Raw genomic sequence first — 17784 nt, forward strand, 5'->3', positions numbered from 1 at the left:
ACCTCACCGGTTCCGGGGCGCATCGGCGTTCGTGGCCGGTGTGTTCGCGGCCGGCGGCTGCGGGCTACGCGTCCACGTAGCGTTCGCGGAACATGGCCAGGACGTTCGCGGACGGCAGGCTCGGCCACAGCGTCACGCGGCCGTTGCGGCGGTCCACGATCCACTGGCCGGCGCCGACGTTGGCCATCGGGTCGGGGTTCGCGTAGATCGCCTGGACCAGCCAGCCGTACTCGAACTCGGTCATCACGAAGTCGGTCGGCGCGTTCGGACCGCCGCCGACCACGTGCCGGCGGGCCTTGTCCCGGGCCTCGCGCTCGTCGATCGGCCGCGGCGGCAGCGGCGCGTCGGCCGGTGCCAGGTCCAGGCGGGTCGGCCGGCGGCCCTCGATCAGCGCGATCAGCGCGTCGTCGAAGGTGTCGGCCACGTGCCACAGATCGCCCCACCACAGGTACACCGCGCCGCGCGGATCCATCGCCAACCGGCCCCGGCCCAGGTCGTATTCGCCGACCGGGGTGAGCGGTCGACCCAGCGCCGCGCCATATGCGGCGAGCACGTCGCCCGCGTACAGCCCGACCATCGGGTCGATCCGGAACGGCATCCGGGACATGTCCACGCCGGGACCGTACTGATGCACCGTCATCCCGCCGAACTCCCACAGCGCCTTGATCGCGCTCGGCGGGACGTCGATCCCGGCCGTGCCCAACGCCCGGTACCAGCGCAGGAGTTCCTCTTCCGGGATGTGGATGCCGGGCTGCCAGCCGGTGGCCGTGAGGGCCTGGGCCACGGCCTCGGGGAAGCGGTCGCTCATGACGCGGGCACCTCCAGGATCGTGACCCCCAGGGCCGCCAGCGCGGGTGCGCAGGACGAGCAGGGCGGAATCGGCCGTTCGTGCGCGGGGTCGTTCGGCTCGCGCAGCAGGATCGCGGCGATCGCCGCGCCGCGCAGCAGGTCTCGCATCCGGTCGAGCACGACCTCGTGATCGGGGTCGTGCGTGCCCTCGGCGGCCAACGAGGCCTCCGCCTCGACCGCGACCTCGGACAACAACAGGGCGTCGGGGCACCGCCCGTGGAACACCGAACGCATCGCGGGCTCGGTGCGGTCCAGCAGCGCGGTCACGGCCGGGTGCAGGTCCACGCTCGTGGTGTGTGCGCCGACCGCCGTCATCGGCTCCATGCCGGGGCGTTGCAGCGCCGCACCGACGCCGGGCGGCAGCAGATTGTCGAACATCAGTCCTCGTCCGTTCCCTTCGTGATGCCGCGTCAGGGACGCAGGTCGGCGGGCAGGCCCGCACCCGCGTGCTCGGCGACGACCGGTCGGTAGTGCCCGCCGGCGACCGCGGTGCGGGCGATCTCGTCGAGTTCGCTCGGTACTTGGATCAGCTCGTCGGCCAGCAGCGTCGTCACGTCGTCGGCGAGCCGGGACAGCAGGGCGACCGTCGCCTCGGGGGAGTCGCCCCGGCGGGCGTACCGGTCGTCGTTGTCCCAGTACCAGACCGAACCCGCGTCCGCCCCCTGCGTCTTGAGCACCAGGGCACCACCCTGGACCCACGCGACGGCCAGGAAATCGGCAGTCAGCCGATCGGTGAGGCGCGCCGCGACGTCGAGCAGATCGTAGGGGTCGTACTCGCCGTAGAGGTTGAAGAACTGCTGGTCCAGCACGAACCCGTGGCGCATGTGCACGGCGGGCCGGGCCGGCGGACCGCCGCCGTTGTCGATCAGCAACGCGCGATACGCCTGCGGGAGTCGGTACTTGAGGTACTTGTTCTCCAGGTGGGTCAGGTCGACGTCGGTGAGCGGTCGGCCCACGTGCAGACCGGCCGGCACCCGGGCCTGTTCGGCCGGGCTCCACAGGCCGGTGCGCTCCCGGTCGACCGTCATCGTGGCCACGCCGCCGTGATGCCGGAGCGCGTTCTTGACGTCGACCGGGACCAGGTAGAGCCGGCGTACGTGCGGAGCGTGGTGCCAGGTCCACCCGCGCGGGGTCGCGGTCTCGACCGTGTCGGCATACAGCGGGTCGCCGGTGCCGGCCGCCGCGAGGTTGGCGGCGAGCACGTCGGTGACCCGCGCCTCGTCGATACCCAGGCCCGGCGGTACCGGGCCGGTCTCGATCACCACCCGCGCGTACGGCAGGAAGTCCGGGAATCCGTACAGGTCGACGAAGATACCGTCCGGGTATACCCGGCTGCGCGACGTGCGGCCGAAATCGACGATCGAACCCGCGAATTCAGCGGCCGGAGAGTCGCCGTGCTCGGTGCCGGTGTCGGTCATGCTGCGGTCCTCTCCTTCATGTCCGGTATTTCGTCGGGGCGGGGCGGTGTGTCATTGCTCCCACCTCAGGACTCGGAATCCAGGAACGGGGAGGTCGGATCGATCTCCCACAACTCCAGGAATTGGGCGAACGTATCGGCCACCTTGCGCAGGTTGTTGGCCGAGATGTATTCCGGGGTGTATTCCTCGTCGGTGTCGAGCGTCGATTCGCTCCAATACCAGAGCGACCCGGATTCCGGTTCGGTGACCTTGATCGCCACGATCCCCGTGGTGAGTCGGGTGACCGGCAGATAATCCAGGGTGAGTACGTCCCGGCAATAGCCGTGGGCGTAGAGCAACTCGGTGTGCGGATCGCCGCCCGTGCGGTAGCCGTAGAGGTCGTCCTCGGGATCCAGGCCACGTGGCATGAGCTGGGCCGCGACCGGGAAATCGGCGCCGTTGGTCGCGGCCAGCCAGGCTCGATACTCGGCCGGCAGGGTGAACCCGAGTTTCCCTTCGAGTTCGCGCAGGGCTTCTTCCGAGAGTGTCCCTCGCGGCGTCAATTCGACGGTCACTGCTGAGCTCCTGGGTTGCCGTTCGAGGTGCCGGTCGAGCCATTGGCCGAGGGATCGGGGGCCATGGCACTGGCGATCCCGCCGTGATGTTTCACCGCGTAGTGTACTGCGAACGGTATGAGCATCATGGTTCGTGTGCCCTCGACGTGATGCCAGACGTAACCCGGTGCGGTACGACCCGGTCGGACGCCCGCCCACATCGGATCGTTCCGGAATTCCGCATTGCCCTGGCGGATATCCAGCTTGCGCTGGTCGTCGTTCGCTTCCGCGCGGGCTTCCTTGAATTTCTTGGTGCCGTCCGGCCCCGGCGGGAAGTCGCTGCGTTCGGGCGGGACGATGACGGTATGCGGAAGATTGATCGTGCGGACCGCGTAGACCGTGAAGTCAGGGTATCCCTGGAGATTGATGTAGACGCCATCGGGGAAATGGTTGTCCAGCGTCGGGCCGGCGAAGTGCACTATCCGGCCCGCGTACCCGGAGTTGATCGGGTAGCGCCGGCCGCCGGTCATGTCCCGGCCGCGCGCAGCCAACTCGGTGCGGCGCGCGTCCAGATCGGGGCCGGTCAGCAGTTCGCCGTTGTCCCCGCGCAACAGCCGGTCGAACTCGTCCCGGGCCTGCCGCTCGGCGCTGGTGAGGTCCTCGGGGTTCGGATGGTTGACCAGCGCGTCGATGCCGTCGGCATCGAACATGCGCATGAGCTTCGCCCGGTTGAGGTTGGTGCGTGGCGGTGCGCCGGTGTCCGGGTGCGGGTTGTCGGAGCGTGCGCTCTGCGGCATCTCGAACTCGGCGTCGCCGCGGTGGGTGTCCCACGTCAGGTTCGAGCGGTCCGCCATGAACGACGGATCGCGGGTGACGTGCAGGTCGTACGGGGACTGACCGCCGCGGACGTCGTCCGGCTTCGGCGGGTTCGGATTGCTCGGGGTGGTGCCGTTGGCGTTCGGCGCGGGGGTGGGGTTCGTCGCGGCGTTGGGGTCGAAGTTCTCCGCCGCCGGACGGGTCGCCATGAACGCCTCGACCTCGCGCTCGATGTCGTCGCGCCGACCGTCGTGCGTGGTCGGCCGACCGCCGGTGGGGCTCGCCGTGGTCGCGGGCTCGCCCAGCGGCCTCGGGTTGGGCCGCATCGGCGACGCCAGCGGCGGCGTCGTGTCGATCGGAGCGGGCGGATTGCTCTGGGCGTGCCTCGGCGTCGGCGGGGTGGGCGGCGTCGGGTTCGGGCTGCTGCCGGGCGTGATGCCCCCGCTCGGATCCGGCGCCGAGCCGGGCATCGGACCCGTGACGTTGTCCGGCAGATCGCCGGGCGCCGGGTTGTGCGGCGCGGGGTGGACCGGGCCGGTCTGGAAGGGCTGTTGCTGGTGCGGGGCGGGCTGGACCGGCGGCGGGTTGTGCGGCGTGGGCTGGACCGGCTGCTGGTTGTACGGATTGTTGTGTACCGGCTGCTGGTGGTGCGGGGCGGGCTGGTTGTAGGGCCCGGGATCCTGCAGCGGCTGGTGATACGGGCCCGGCTGTTGCTGCTGGTTGTACGGGCCGGGCTGCACCGGGGCCTGGTGGTGGGGAGCAGGCTGCGCGTACGGCGGTTGCTGCTGTTGTTGCTGCGTGTACGGATTCGGCTGCACCGGCGGCGGGTTGTGCGGCGCGGGCTGCACCGGCTGCTGGTGGTGGTGCGGAGCCGGCTGCACCGGCGGCGGTTGTGGCTGCTGGTGGTGCGGCTGCGCGTACGGCGGTTGCTGCTGGTTGTACGGGCCGGGTTGCACCGGTTGCTGGTTGTACGGGTTGATCGGCGGCTGCTGCTGGTTGTGCGGCAGCGGCGGCGGAGGCGGTGGTGTTGCGACGGGCTGGGTGACCGGCGGGGGCGACATGGATACCGGTTGGGCGTCCGGGCCCAGCGTGATGGCGTAGACGCTTGTCGCGTTCGGCTGCGGAGAGGTCGCGATCTGGTTCGTCTGCGGGTCGACGTAGAGGATGTCGCCGCCCACGTTGACCGCGGCCCAGGCGTGCGAGCTGTGCACGACCTTGACCGAGCCGTCCGGCTGCACCACGTTCCGCGGCGGCCACTCGGTGACGATGTAGGAGATCGAGCCGGGCCCCGAGGCCCGCAGCGCCGCTTCCAACCGAGCGAAGCCGGAACCCGGGTTGTTGCTGCCGTCCGGCTCGACATCGAGTCGGCTCCACGGCGCGTTCGCCTCCTGCGCCGCGCGGGCCATGCCGTTGGTTTCACCGGTGTTCTCGCCCGGCATGCGGGCGGCGGACACCTCCGGACGGCCGAACCAGGTGCGGCCGAAGGCCAGTACGCCGTCCAGGCAGTTGATGTTTCGGCCGGGGACCTGGAGGCCGCCGTCGTTTTGCAGCCGGAACCATCGGCCCAGTCGGGGGTCCGGATGCACCACGGGAGTGCCGTCGGGATTGCGCGGAACCGCGTTGTTCAGCGCCGCCGCGTCGCTCCAGTTGGGCGGGAGCAGTCCGCCGGGCTGGTTGAACGGACGCGATGCGGACAGCGGTGGGCGGTTCGCGATCGGGCTGCCGGGCGCGGGCGGCGGGGCGTGGTGCGGCAGGGGTTGCGCGTACGGGTTGTTCGCGACCGGGCCGTTGCCGTACGGCGTCCCGTTGTAGGGGGAAGGCGCGTTGTTGTTCTGCTGGTACGGGCCGGGCTGATGCGGCGGGGGAGCCGCCGGGGTGGTGTGGTTCGGGGCGGTCGCGACGCTCGGGCCCCGGCCGAAGAGACCGCGCGTGCGGTCGCCGAGGCGTTGGATCGTGTCGTGGAACGGGCCCGCCTGATTCGGCCGCACCGGTGCGCCGGGCGGCGTCGTGATCGGCGGTCCGTCCGGCTGCGGAGTCGCGTCGACGGTGGTGTCGCCGTTGCCGTCCCGGGCCGGGGTGGGCGTCGGGTCCGGCCGACCGGCGGGATCGTCGGAGGTCGGATCCGTGTCCCGGTCCGGGTCGGGGTCGGTGTGCCCATCGGGCGTCGGGTCGGCGGACGGGTCGGGCGTGCCGGTGTGTTGCTCGGGCGCCGTCGGCGTCGAATCGGGGCTCTGCTGCGGCGGGTTCGACTGCGGAGCGGATTCCGGAGTCGGGTCCGCCGGCTGCGAGGTCGGCGGCAGGGACATGTCGATCGGCCGCGCGTTCGCGTCCACGGCGATCGCCCAGACACGGTTCTGGTCCGGATACGGTTCGGGCATGACCCGGCCCGACTGCGGGTCGACCCACAGGACTTCGCCGTCCACGTTGATCGCGGCCCACGCGTGCGAGACCTGGCCGGTCTCGATGGTGCCGTCCGGATTCACCCGCGGCTCGGTCGGTCTGGAGGTGACGATGTATGTCATCGCGCCCGGCCCCGCGTCGCGCAGCCGTGCCTCGATGTCGCCGTACGCGCCTGCGGTGTCGGTGCTGCCGTCGGGACGCCGGGCGAGCGGCGTCCAGTTCGTACCGAGCTCCTGCCGAGCGCGCTCCGGCGCCCGCACTTCGCCGCCGTTCTCACCGGGGATGCGCGCCGCGGCCACCTCCGGACGGCCGAACCAGGTGTTGCCGAAGGCCAGCACGCTGTCCATGCAGTTGGTGTCGCGGCCGGGTACCTGGGTGCCGCCGTCGTTCTGCAGCGCGAACCAGTGGCCGGTGCGCGGGTCGGGGTGCACCTGCGGCATGCCGTCGGCGTCGCGGGGCACGGCGACGTTCAGTACGGACTGGTCGCGCACGCTCGGCGGCATCAGGCCGCCGGGCTCGTTCAGCGGACGGCCGTCGTTCAGCGGCGGACGATCGGCGATCGGCCCGTCCGGATTCTGCGGTGAATCGGGCCGGTCGGGGCGGGGGTTCGGGTCGGTCGTGGCCGGCGAGTTCGCGTACGGAGTCGAGTCGTAGGTGGGGTTCGGCTCGGGGTGTGTGCCCGGAGGGGGGTTCGGCGAGGCGTTCGGGCCTCGGCTGAAGAGGTTGCGGATCCGGTCGCGCAGCCCGCCCACCGCGTTGTCGATCCGACCGTTCGGATCCGCGTTGATCGGCGTGCCGTGCCGCGAACCCGTCGGGTTGCCGGCCGGGGTCAGGTGCAGGATGCCGACACCGCCGTCCCGGGACGGCGTGGTGTCCTGGTCCGTACGCGACGCGGTGTCGGTGGTGGGGCCGGCGACCGTCGACTCGGTGTCGAGGCTGGTGTCCCGGTTCGGATCCCGGCTCGGGACCTGATTCGGATCCCGGTTCGTATCCCGGTTCGGGTCCCGGCCGGGGTCCTGGCTCGGGTCGTGATTCGGATCCTGATGGGTGTCCCGAGTCGGGTCCTGTCGTGCATCCGGGGTCGAAGTCGGGTCCGTCGTCGGGTCCGGCCGGTGTCCGGTGTCCGGCGCCATGTCGGGCGTGACGTCCGGATTCGCGTCCGTCGTCGGCCCCGGCGTCGGGTCGGGACCGCTCTCCCTCCCCGTCGGGTCGGTCGCGGGGTCGGGGGTGTTGCCTGCCGGGCTCTCCTGTCGCTGACCCGGAATGTGGTTCGCGTCGGGGGAAGTGCCGTTCGGCGTACCGGTGGTCGGCGAAGTGCCGTTTGAAGTGGTCGAGTTCAGGTTGATCGAGTTCGGGTTGGACGAGTTCGACGTGGTCGAACTCGGGGTCGCGCCGTTCGGGTTGCCGGAGGTCGGGGCACCCGTGGTCGGGCTCCCGGTCGTCGGCGTCGCGCCACCCGCGGGGCGGGTCGCGGTCGGTGTGCCGGCGGAGTTGGACGCGCCCGAAGTGCCGTTGTTGGCACTGGAGTTGTGCGTCCCACCGGTACTCGTACCCGAGCCCGTACCCGTACTCGCACCGGTACTCGCACCCGTGCTCGCGGCCGCGGTCGTCGCAGCGGTCGCGCTCGTCGGCGACACGTTGGTGGTCGTGCTCGGACCGGACGTCGACGGTGTCGTGGACGACGTCGAGCCGATCGAGGGCGAACCGCTCGTGGTGGGCGCGGTGCTCGCGGAGGCGCTCGTGGTCTGCACGCCGCCGCCGGCGTGGCCGGTGCTCGCCGGGCCGCCCACGGACGGCGAACCGCCGCTCGGACCGGAGGAGCCGGTCACGGACGGCGAGCCGCCCATCGCAGGGGAATTGCCGGCGCCCGGCGTACCGCCGGTGCCGGGTATGCCACCCGGCTGCTGACCACCGCTCGGCGGCGCCTGCACGAACGTGTTGTTCTGCGCCGAGCCGCCGTCGTGGCTCGGCACACCGCGTGGCACGTCGTTGCCGTGGCCGCTCACCCCGCCCGGTGCATCCGTCGCGGGCGGCGCCGCGGCCGAGGCGCTCTGGGTCGCGACCGGAGTGTGTGCGGGCCTGTGGTCCCCGCCCGGGCCACCGCCGGAATTCCCGCCCGAGTTGCCACCGGAACTGCCACCCGGGTTCCCGGAATTGCCGCCGGAATTACCGGAGTTGCCGCCCGAATTCCCGCTGTGCCCGCCCGGGTTTCCCGCGTTCCCGCCGGAGTTCCCCTCGTTTCCGCCCGAATGCCACCCGGAATTACCCGAGTTCCCGCCCGAGTTGCCCGAGTTCCCGGACGCGTTGTGCGACGAGCCGCCGTGCTGGTTCCCGTTCCCGTTTCCGTTCCCGTTTCCGTTCGACCCGCCGTTCCCGGAACCGTTCCCGTTCGACCCGCCCGAGCCGTTCGACCCTCCGCCGCTGCCGGAGTTCCCGCCGTTCGGGTTGAGTGTCGAATCGATTCTGTTGCCGCCGTTCACCGGCCTGTTGTCGCCGCCCGGGTTCGGCCCGCCCAGGTTCGGCGGGTCGATGCCGGGGGTGTTGAACGCGTTGCTCACCCGGTCGCCGAGCTTGGACGCGCCGTGGTCGGTCGCGCCGCCCAGGCCACCACTGGCGAAGGTCTCCCAGTTCACCGGACCGCCGGTGGCCACCGTGCCGGCGACCTCGGCGCTCACGTTGGAGGCCAGCGAGGTGGTGACGCCCTTGACGCCCAGTTCGGCGCCCTCGCCGAAGACCTTCTTGCCGAGGCCGTTCACGCCGATCGCGGCCAGGCCACCGGCCGCGCCGCCGCCCGCGGCCAGCGCGGTCTGCTTGATCGAGTAGCCGTCCTGCGAGCCCCAGGTCATGTGGATGAACTGGGAGATGATGTCGTCGCGCACCTCGGAGAGTGCTTCGAGGGCGACGTTCTTGAGCAGTCGGCGCACCATCGACGCCTCGATCCGCCCCAGCATCCGGCGCAGCACCTGCATGAAGGAGAAGCGCAGCGCGGCGGTCGAGGCCGCGGCGGTTCCGGCGGTGATGCCCAGGGTGATCGGAGCCGCGGCGATCTGGGCCAGGATGGCCGCGCCCTGGATGGTCGCCATCGTGACGAACTCGATCTTGGTGGCGTAGATCGTGTCACTCGTGTCGTCCGCCGCGCCGCCGAGCGCCTTGGAGGCGGCTTCCAGGGCCGGGAAGAACGCCTTGTCGCCCTTGCTCAGCTTGTCCCACATCCGAAGGAAGGCTTCCATGCCCTTGCCCTCGTTGGCGGCGTTGAGCTTGTTGACGGCCGCGGCAAGATCCCCCGCGACCTTGGCGAGTTCACCGCCGGCGTGCTCCCAAGCCTTGCCCAGTGCCTCGCACTTGTCCTCGTCGCCTTCCGGCCAGTCGACACCGACCAGGAGTTCGAGGACCTTCTCGACGATCTCCCCCGCTTCGACCGCCATCAGGCCTTGCCGCCGAAGGTCTCGCGGTTGTGGTCCTCGGTCTTCTGGTAATTGGCGGCGGACGTGTCCAGGCCCTTGCCGATCTCGCCGAGACCCTTGGCGAGCGCTTCGAGCGCGTCGAGCACCTTGTCCCGGGCGGGCTTGTATTCCTTCGCGAACCCGTTGCCGAGATCGTCGTCGCCCCAGCACTCGCCGAGGCCCTCGATGGACGTCTTGAGCGTCGCCCGAATCTCACCGACGCGCCTTCCCGCGTCGGTGAAGGCCTTGCCCGCCGTCTTGAAGTCCGAGGGGAGGGCCTTGTATCCCGTACCCGCGTCCGCCGTCATGTGAGAACACCCCCGTGTTCCGTGTCTCTCTGGCTGTCGCACGGTCCCCGGCAGTTTCCGGACAGGACCTCTCCCGGGGACATGAAGGCAAGACACTAATTCACGATTCGCCGGAGTGTCACGTTTCCGGGGGCCGACGTTCCGGGTCGAACGTCGGCCCCCGGAGGGGGTATCGCCTGCTATTCGGGGACAAACCAGACGGTGGCCAGCGGGGGCAGCGTCATCAGCGCGGAGGCGGGTCGACCCTGCCATTCCACGTCCTCGGCCAGGATTCCGCCCCGGTTGACCACGTCGGCGCCGCCGTACTCGCCGGCGTCGGTGTTGAGCACCTCACGCCAGCGGCCCGTGTGCGGCAGGCCGACCCGGAAGTCCTCGCGAACCACCGGTGCGAAGTTGCACACGCTGACCAGTTGTTCGCCGGCCGCGCCGTGTCGGATGAAGGACAGGACGTTGGACGCCGCGTCGCCGCCGTCGATCCAGGAGAAGCCCTCGGGGCGGGTGTCCTGCGTCCACAGCGCGGGCTTGGCGCGGTAGGTCGCGTTGAGGTTGCGGACCAGACGCTGGATGCCCCGGTGCTCCTCGTGGTCCAGCAACCACCAGTCCAGGCCGCGTGCCTCCGACCACTCGGCGCCGTGGCCGAACTCGGAGCCCATGAACAACAACTGCTTGCCCGGATGGGCCCACATGAAGGCGAGGTAGGCGCGCACGTTCGCCATCTGCTGCCAGCGGTCGCCCGGCATCTTGTCCACCAGCGAGCGTTTGCCGTGCACCACCTCGTCGTGGCTGATCGGCAGGATGTAGTTCTCGCTCCAGGCGTACATCAGCGAGAAGGTCATCTCGTTGTGGTGGTACTGCCGGTGGATCGGCTCCTTCTGGATGTACTCCAGCGAGTCGTGCATCCAGCCCATGTTCCACTTGAAGCCGAAGCCGAGACCGCCGCTCTCGGTGGTACGGGTCACCCCGTCCCACGCGGTGGACTCCTCGGCGATGGTCAGCACACCGGGCACCCGCCGGTACAGCGTCGCGTTCATCTCCTGGAGGAACGCCACCGCGTCCAGGTTCTCCCGGCCGCCGTGCTGGTTCGGTGCCCACTGGCCGTGTTCGCGCGAGTAGTCCAGGTAGAGCATCGAGGCGACCGCGTCCACCCGGAGCCCGTCGATGTGGAACTCCTCGCACCAGTAGACCGCGTTGGCTACCAGGAAGTTGCGCACCTCGTTGCGGCCGTAGTCGAAGACCAGCGTGCCCCAGTCGGGATGTTCGCCCCGGCGCGGATCCGGGTGCTCGTACAGCGGCGTCCCGTCGAACCGGGCCAGCGCCCAGGCATCCTTGGGGAAGTGCGCCGGCACCCAGTCGACCAGGACGCCGATGCCCGCGCGGTGCAGCGCGTCGACGAGACGGCGGAAGTCGTCGGGATTGCCGAACCGCGACGTGGGCGCGTAGTACGAGGACACCTGGTAGCCCCAGGACGGGCCGTACGGGTGTTCGGCCACCGGCAGCAGCTCCACGTGGGTGAAGCCCATCTCGGTGACGTAGGCGGGCAGTTGCTCGGCGAGTTCGAGGTAGCTCAGGCCCGGTCGCCACGAGCCGAGATGGATCTCGTACACGCTCATCGCCGAGGTGTGGTGGGTGGTCTCGGCGCGCTTTTCCAGCCACTCCTTGTCCGACCACGAGTGGGTCGAGGTGTGTACGACCGACGCGGTGGAGGGCGGCTGCTCGGTCGCGAAGGCCAGCGGGTCGGCCTTTTGCCGGGACACCCCGTCCCGGCCGAGGATCTCGTACTTGTACTTGGTGCCGTCGCCGACGTCGGGGACGAACAGCTCCCACACCCCGGACGAGCCGAGCGAGCGCATCGGGTGTCCGATGCCGTCCCAGTAGTTGAAGTCGCCGACCACCCGCACGCCCTGCGCGTTCGGCGCCCAGACCGCGAACGAGGTTCCGGTGACCGGCCCGTTCGGGGTCTCGTACGAGCGCACGTGCGCGCCGAGCACCTCCCACAGCCGCTCGTGCCGGCCCTCGGAGATCAGGTGTATGTCGAGCTCGCCCAGGGTGGGCAGGAACCGGTAGGGGTCGTCCGTGTGCAGTTCGCTGCCCTCGTAGCGGACCTCCAGCCGATAGTCGGGCACCTCCGTGCCCGGCAGTACGCCGGTGAACAGGCCCTCCGCCTCGTGGGTCAGCTCGACCCGGCGCTCGCCGGTGACCACGATCACCTCGCGGGCCCACGGCCGCAACACCCGCACCACAACGCCGTCGACGCCGGGCACGTTCGGGTGCGGGCCGAGCAGTGCGTGCGGATCGTGATGACCGCCGTCCACCAGGCGGCGCACCTCGTCGGCGGCCAACGGCGGCACGAGCGGGGTGTCGGTCGGGCGGGATCGGGGGCGCCTGTCCCGACGCGGGGTGGGGCGGCCGGTGACTCCGCCGCCCTCGGGTGACGCGCTGGTGTCCTGACGGGCCGTCACGGATGGACCTCCTGGGACGTTGGTGCTGAACGGGAATCGGCGGATCGTCAGTGCGGCTGCGGCGCACGCTCGGCCAGGCGCCGGATCGCCGACATCGGAACCGGCAGCCACGAGGGTCGGTTGCCCGACTCGTACATGACCTCGTACACGGCCTTGTCGGTCTCGAAGGCCCGCAGCAGCACGGGCTCGGAATGGGGGTCGAACGAGCCCGCCTCGGCGTACCCCGCACAGAAGGCTTCCCGGTTGCGGGTCGCCCATTCCTCCGCACGGCGTACCAGGTGTGGCGCAGGCGCCCCGCGACCCCAGAACCCGCCGCCCCCGGCCAGCAGATGCCGGGCCGCGTAATCGAACGAGCGCAACATCGCCGCGATGTCGCGCAGCGGCGAGTGCAGCGAGCGTCGTTCGCTCAGCGGCCGGGCGGGTTCGCCCTCGAAGTCGAGCAGCACCCACCGGGTGGCGGTGCGCATCACCTGGCCGAGGTGGAAGTCGCCGTGGATGCGCTGCAACGGGACCGGATGCCCGTCCCGGCCCAGCGTCTCGAGGTCCTGGTACGCCTCGCGCAACCGGTCGGTGAACGGCGCCAGATCCGGCACCGCCTCGGCCGCCGCGTGCAACCGGCGCTCCATGTCCCGGGCGATCGCGGCCAGCTCCGTGCGGCCCGCCACCGCGGTGGGCAGCGAACGGGCCAGGTCGGCGTGCACCTCGGCGGTGGCGGCGCCGAGCCGGAAGGACTCGCCGGCGAAGTCGCCACCGGTCTCGTGCGCGTGCGGACCGGCGCCGCGCACCTCCTGGCCGGCGTACAGGTCGCGGACCGAGGTCTTGGCGAGTTCCCAGCCGTCGGTGCCGGTGCGCAGGTATTCCTGGAGCATGCCGAGCGTGGTCGGCTCCTCGGCGGCGTCCGGGAACGGCATGTCGAACCACGCGATCGGCGCGGGGATCCGCCGCGAGCCCGCCCCCGCCAGCGCGAGCGAGACCTCCAGGTCGGGATTGACCCCGGGCACCACGCGCCGGAACAGCTTGAGGATCACGTCGTCGCCGAAGATGATCGACGTGTTCGACTGCTCGGCGCCGATCACCAGGCCGACGTGCTCGGGGTCGGGGGCCTGTGCGCCGGGGCGGTGGAAGGCCAGCGGGCCCACGGTGTCCGCCGCGACGAACCGTTCCGGCAACCACCGGGTCAGTTCGGCGTCGTGCACCGCGTCGTAGAGGCTGTGGCCGTTGGGCAGCCGGCCGATCAGCGCGTGGGCGAGCCGGGGCGGCAGGGTCTCGCGGACCCCCAGCAGGAGTTGATAGTGCTCGGGTGTGCCGCCGTGCTCGACCCGCAGCAACATGTGGTGCAGCGCGGGATCGCCGGAGACCACTTCGAGACTGTGGACCACGCCGGCCCCACGAAGAGGCCGGCCCTTGCCGGCGAACCATCTCTGCTGCGGCAGCCAGTCGCGCAGCAGAGCGATCACCGCGGAGGCAGTCGGATCGTGGGGTCGGGTGGAATCCGTCACAGCGTCATTTCTCCACGGGTGAGGCGGAACCAATAGAAACCGTGCCCCGCGAGGGTGAGCAGATACGGCAGCTCACCGATCGCCGGGAACGTCACCCCCCCGAGCAGCTCGACCGGTTCATACGTCTCGAACTGCCGCAGATCCAGCTCGGTGGGCTGGGCGAAGCGCGAGAAGTTGTGAACACACAGCACGATGTCGTCCTCGTATTCGCGAAGGAACGCCAGCACGCTGGGATTGGACGAGGTCAGCTCGTTGTACACCCCGAGCCCGAAGGCCGGGTTCTGCTTGCGGACCTCGATCATCCGGCGGGTCCAGTGCAGCAGCGAGGAGGCGTTGGACATCTGCGCCTCGACGTTGGTGACCTGGTAGCCGTAGACCGGGTCCATGATGTTCGGCAGGTACAGCCGACCCGGGTCGCACGTGGAGAAGCCCGCGTTGCGATCCGGGGTCCACTGCATCGGCGTGCGCACACCGTCGCGGTCGCCGAGCCAGATGTTGTCCCCCATGCCGATCTCGTCGCCGTAGTACAGGACGGGCGAGCCCGGCAGTGACAGCAGCAGCGCCGTGAACAGCTCGATCTGGTTGCGGTCGTTGTCCAGCAACGGCGCGAGCCGACGGCGGATGCCCACGTTGGCCCGCATCCGCGGGTCCTTCGCGTACTCCTTGTACATGTAGTCGCGTTCTTCGTCCGTGACCATTTCGAGGGTGAGCTCGTCGTGGTTGCGGAGGAAGATGCCCCACTGGCAGTTGTCCGGGATGGACGGCGTGCCGGCCAGGATCTCCGAGACCGGGTAGCGCGACTCGCGGCGCACCGCCATGAAGATGCGCGGCATCACCGGGAAGTGGAACGCCATGTGGCATTCGTCCCCGTCGCCGAAGTAGTCCACCACGTCCTCGGGCCACTGGTTGGCCTCGGCCAGGAGCACGGTGTCCGGGTACTTGTCGTCGATCTCCTTGCGCACCCGCTTGAGAAATTCGTGGGTCGCGGGCAGGTTCTCGCAGTTGGTGCCCTCCTGAGCGAACAGGTACGGCACCGCGTCCAGCCGGAATCCGTCGATGCCCAGGTCCAGCCAGAAGCGCAGCCCGGCGAGCATCTCCTCCTGCACACGCGGGTTCTCGTAGTTGAGATCCGGCTGGTGGCTGAAGAAACGGTGGAAGAAGTACTGCTTGCGCACCGGGTCGTAGGTCCAGTTGGAGGACTCCGTGTCGACGAAGATGATCCGGGCGTCGCCGTACGCCTTGTCGTCGTCGGCCCACATGTAGTAGTCGCCGTAGGGTCCGTCCGGGTTGTTCCGCGACTCCTGGAACCACATGTGTTGATCGCTCGTATGGTTCATCACGAAGTCGATCACCACCCGCATGCCGCGTTTGTGCGCCGAGTCGACGAACTCGACGAAGTCGGCGAGGTCGCCGAACTCGGGCAGCACGGCGGTGTAGTCCGCCACGTCGTAGCCGCCGTCGCGCAGCGGCGAGGCGAAGAACGGCGGCAACCACAGGCAGTCGACGCCGAGCCACTGGAGATAGTCCAGCTTCTGGGTCAGGCCCTTCAGGTCGCCCACCCCGTCCCCGTTGCTGTCCTGGAAGGACCGCACGAGGACTTCGTAGAAGACGGCTCGCTTGAACCACAGGGGATCGCGATCCCGCGACGGGGTGTCGTCGAAGGTGTCGCGGACGGGTTCGTTGACGATCACGGGCTGTTCCTCCGGACCGAGAAGAGATGCGCGGGCTCGTGCGCGGGATCCAGCCGCACGTAGTTGTGCCGACCCCAGCGGTAACCGGCTCCGGTGAACTCGTCCTGCACCGCGAAGGTGTCCTGCCAGTCCGCCCCGAGGGCGGGCAGGTCCAGGGCGACGGTCGCCTCGTGCGTGTTGTGCGGATCCAGGTTCACCACGACCAGGACCAGGTCGTCTACGTCACCCACACGGGTGCGCTTGGAGAAGGCCATGACCGCATCGTCGTCCACGTGATGGAAGGTCAGGTTTCGTAGACGTTGCAGGCTCGGGTGGCGTCGGCGCATCCGATTCAACGTGGTGATGTACGGCGCCAGCGAGCGTCCCTCGCGTTCGGCACCGGCCCAGTCGCGCGGCCGCAGCTGGTACTTCTCCGAGTCGTGGTACTCCTCGCTCCCCGCCTTGACGGCCCGGTGCTCGTACAGCTCGTAGCCCGAGTAGACGCCCCACGACGGGGACAGCGTGGCGGCGAGCAGGGCCCGGATCTTGAACGCGGCCGGCCCGCCGTACTGCAGATAGGCGTGCAGGATGTCGGGCGTGTTCACGAAGAAGTTCGGCCGCATGTAGGAGGACGCCTCGCCGGTGGTCAACTCGGTGAGATATTCCTGAAGTTCGTGCTTGCCGTTGCGCCAGGTGAAGTACGTGTAGGACTGCTGGAAGCCGACCTTGGCCAGCGTGCGCATCATCGCCGGTCGGGTGAACGCCTCGGCCAGGAAGATCACGTCCGGGTCGGTCGCGTTGATCGTGGCGATCACCTGCTCCCAGAACATCACCGGCTTGGTGTGCGGGTTGTCCACCCGGAAGATCCGCACCCCGTGCGCCATCCAGTGCCGCAGCACCCGCAGCGTCTCGGCGACCAGGCCCTCGAAGTCGGCATCGAAGTCGATCGGATAGATGTCCTGGTACTTCTTCGGCGGATTCTCCGCGAAGGCGATGGTGCCGTCGGCGCGGTGGCGGAACCACTCCGGGTGCTTGTCGACCCACGGGTGGTCGGGGGAGACCTGGAGCGCGAAGTCCAGCGCCACCTCCATCCGCAGTTCGCGGGCCCGGGCCACGAACGCGTCGAAGTCCTCGATCGTGCCCAGGTCGGGGTGGATCGCGTCGTGCCCGCCCTCGGGCGAGCCGATCGCCCACGGCGAGCCGGGATCGTGCTCGCCCGCTTCGAGGGTGTTGTTGGGCCCCTTGCGGAACGCTCGGCCGATCGGGTGAATCGGCGGCAGGTAGACCACGTCGAAGCCCATCGCGGCGATCTGCGGCAGGCGTTCCATCGCGGTACGGAAGGTGCCGCTGCGCGGCGGGCGGTTGCCGGTGGGGTCCACGACCGCGCCCTCGGAGCGCGGGAAGAACTCGTACCAGGACCCGTACAGCGCCCGCTCCCGCTCGACCCGCAGCGGGTAGCGAGCCGACGTGGTGAGCAATTCGCGCAGCGGATGCTCGGCCAGCACCTCGTCCAGTGCGGCCGAGTTCGCCGCCGCCAGCCGCTCGGCGGGGCTGCGCGTCTCGTCCCGGACCGCGTCCACCGCGGCCAGTACGACCGCCCGCAGGCCGTCCTTCTTGGGCACGCCGGCGGCGGCCCGCTCCAGCAACTGCGCGCCCTCCTCCAGCACCAGGTCGACCTCCAGGCCGGCCGGGACCTTGATGCCGGCGGCATGCCGCCACGTGGCGATCGGGTCGCCCCACGCCTCGATCGCGTAGGACCACAGGCCCTCGGTGGTCGGCGTGATGCTCGCGTGCACCCGGTCGGTCCCGGGCGCGCCCGGGAGCATCGGGGTGAACGCGCCCGCCCGGCCGCGCGGATCGCGCAACACGACGTTGGCCGACACCGCGTCGTGGCCCTCGCGAAAGACCGTGGCGGCCACGTGGAACGTCTCGCCCGGGACGGCCCGGGCCGGCCGGATGCCGCCGTCGACGGCCGGTTCGACGTCGAGGATCGGGATGCGCCCGATGCGTGGTGTCACCGGTTTGGCCGATTTCCCGGCGCGCACCGGCGACTTGGCGGTAGCGGTGGTCGGCGCGGCGGCGCGGTTCGCCGCCTCCGGCAACACCGCGTCCGCCCCGGTCGTGGCCGGGCCGGCCGCCGGTGGTCCGGCCGACGCGGGCGCGGGCTCGGCGGCTCGCGTCCTCTTGGCGGTCGTCTTCCGTGCCGCGGCCTTGCCGGCCGCGACCTGCCCCGCCCGGGGTGCGCGAGCGCCCCCGGGGTCCTTCCCAGCCGAACTGCTCATGCCGAACTCCTGTACCCACGGACGGGCATCTCGTGCGCCTCGCGCGCGATGCACCCGTACGGAAACCCACTCGATACCCCGATTGCCGGACCCGGGAGTGGCGGAAA

10 protein-coding genes are annotated in these 17784 nt (G+C 70.3%); all 10 read right to left on the reverse strand.

Features of this window, described 5'->3' with window-relative positions:
- Nucleotides 1–64: 64 nt before the first annotated feature.
- The 10 genes from ACIBM5_RS12750 to ACIBM5_RS12795 all read right to left on the reverse strand — a co-directional run bounded on the left by ACIBM5_RS12750 (nt 65) and on the right by ACIBM5_RS12795 (nt 17497).
- The gene (locus ACIBM5_RS12750; protein WP_396006869.1) at nt 65–808 is read right to left on the reverse strand and encodes an SUKH-3 domain-containing protein; all 744 of its coding nucleotides are present in this window, start codon (nt 806–808) and stop codon (nt 65–67) included.
- Complete coding sequence (locus ACIBM5_RS12755) at nt 805–1227, reverse strand: YwqJ-related putative deaminase (RefSeq protein ID WP_396006870.1); 423 nt, start codon at nt 1225–1227, stop codon at nt 805–807. The genes ACIBM5_RS12750 and ACIBM5_RS12755 overlap by 4 nt, the downstream gene beginning before the upstream one ends.
- Before the next feature lie 32 nt (nt 1228–1259).
- A complete protein-coding gene (locus ACIBM5_RS12760) occupies nt 1260–2267 on the reverse strand; it encodes an SMI1/KNR4 family protein (RefSeq protein ID WP_396006871.1) in 1008 nt (335 codons plus the stop codon).
- Nucleotides 2268–2332: 65 nt separating this feature from the next.
- A complete protein-coding gene (locus ACIBM5_RS12765; RefSeq protein ID WP_396006872.1) occupies nt 2333–2821 on the reverse strand; it encodes an SMI1/KNR4 family protein in 489 nt (162 codons plus the stop codon).
- Entirely contained in the window at nt 2818–9441 is a 6624-nt protein-coding gene (locus tag ACIBM5_RS12770) for a toxin glutamine deamidase domain-containing protein (protein ID WP_396006873.1), read from the reverse strand. The genes ACIBM5_RS12765 and ACIBM5_RS12770 overlap by 4 nt, the downstream gene beginning before the upstream one ends.
- Nucleotides 9441–9767 (reverse strand): WXG100 family type VII secretion target, encoded by a 327-nt coding sequence (locus ACIBM5_RS12775; protein ID WP_396006874.1) that lies wholly within the window; start codon nt 9765–9767, stop codon nt 9441–9443. Before ACIBM5_RS12775 ends, ACIBM5_RS12770 begins: the two co-directional genes overlap by 1 nt.
- Nucleotides 9768–9946: 179 nt before the next feature.
- Nucleotides 9947–12226, reverse strand: coding sequence for a 1,4-alpha-glucan branching protein GlgB (gene glgB / locus ACIBM5_RS12780; protein ID WP_396006876.1), 2280 nt, complete (start codon nt 12224–12226; stop codon nt 9947–9949).
- Between the two features lie 47 nt (nt 12227–12273).
- Entirely contained in the window at nt 12274–13725 is a 1452-nt protein-coding gene (locus tag ACIBM5_RS12785; RefSeq protein WP_396006877.1) for a maltokinase, read from the reverse strand.
- Complete coding sequence (gene treS, locus ACIBM5_RS12790; RefSeq protein WP_355532028.1) at nt 13722–15416, reverse strand: maltose alpha-D-glucosyltransferase; 1695 nt, start codon at nt 15414–15416, stop codon at nt 13722–13724. Before treS ends, ACIBM5_RS12785 begins: the two co-directional genes overlap by 4 nt.
- A complete protein-coding gene (locus ACIBM5_RS12795; protein WP_396007095.1) occupies nt 15413–17497 on the reverse strand; it encodes an alpha-1,4-glucan--maltose-1-phosphate maltosyltransferase in 2085 nt (694 codons plus the stop codon). The genes treS and ACIBM5_RS12795 overlap by 4 nt, the downstream gene beginning before the upstream one ends.
- Between the last annotated feature and the right edge of the window lie 287 nt (nt 17498–17784).

Source organism: Embleya sp. NPDC050493, assembly GCF_044458105.1.
GTDB lineage: Bacteria > Actinomycetota > Actinomycetes > Streptomycetales > Streptomycetaceae > Embleya.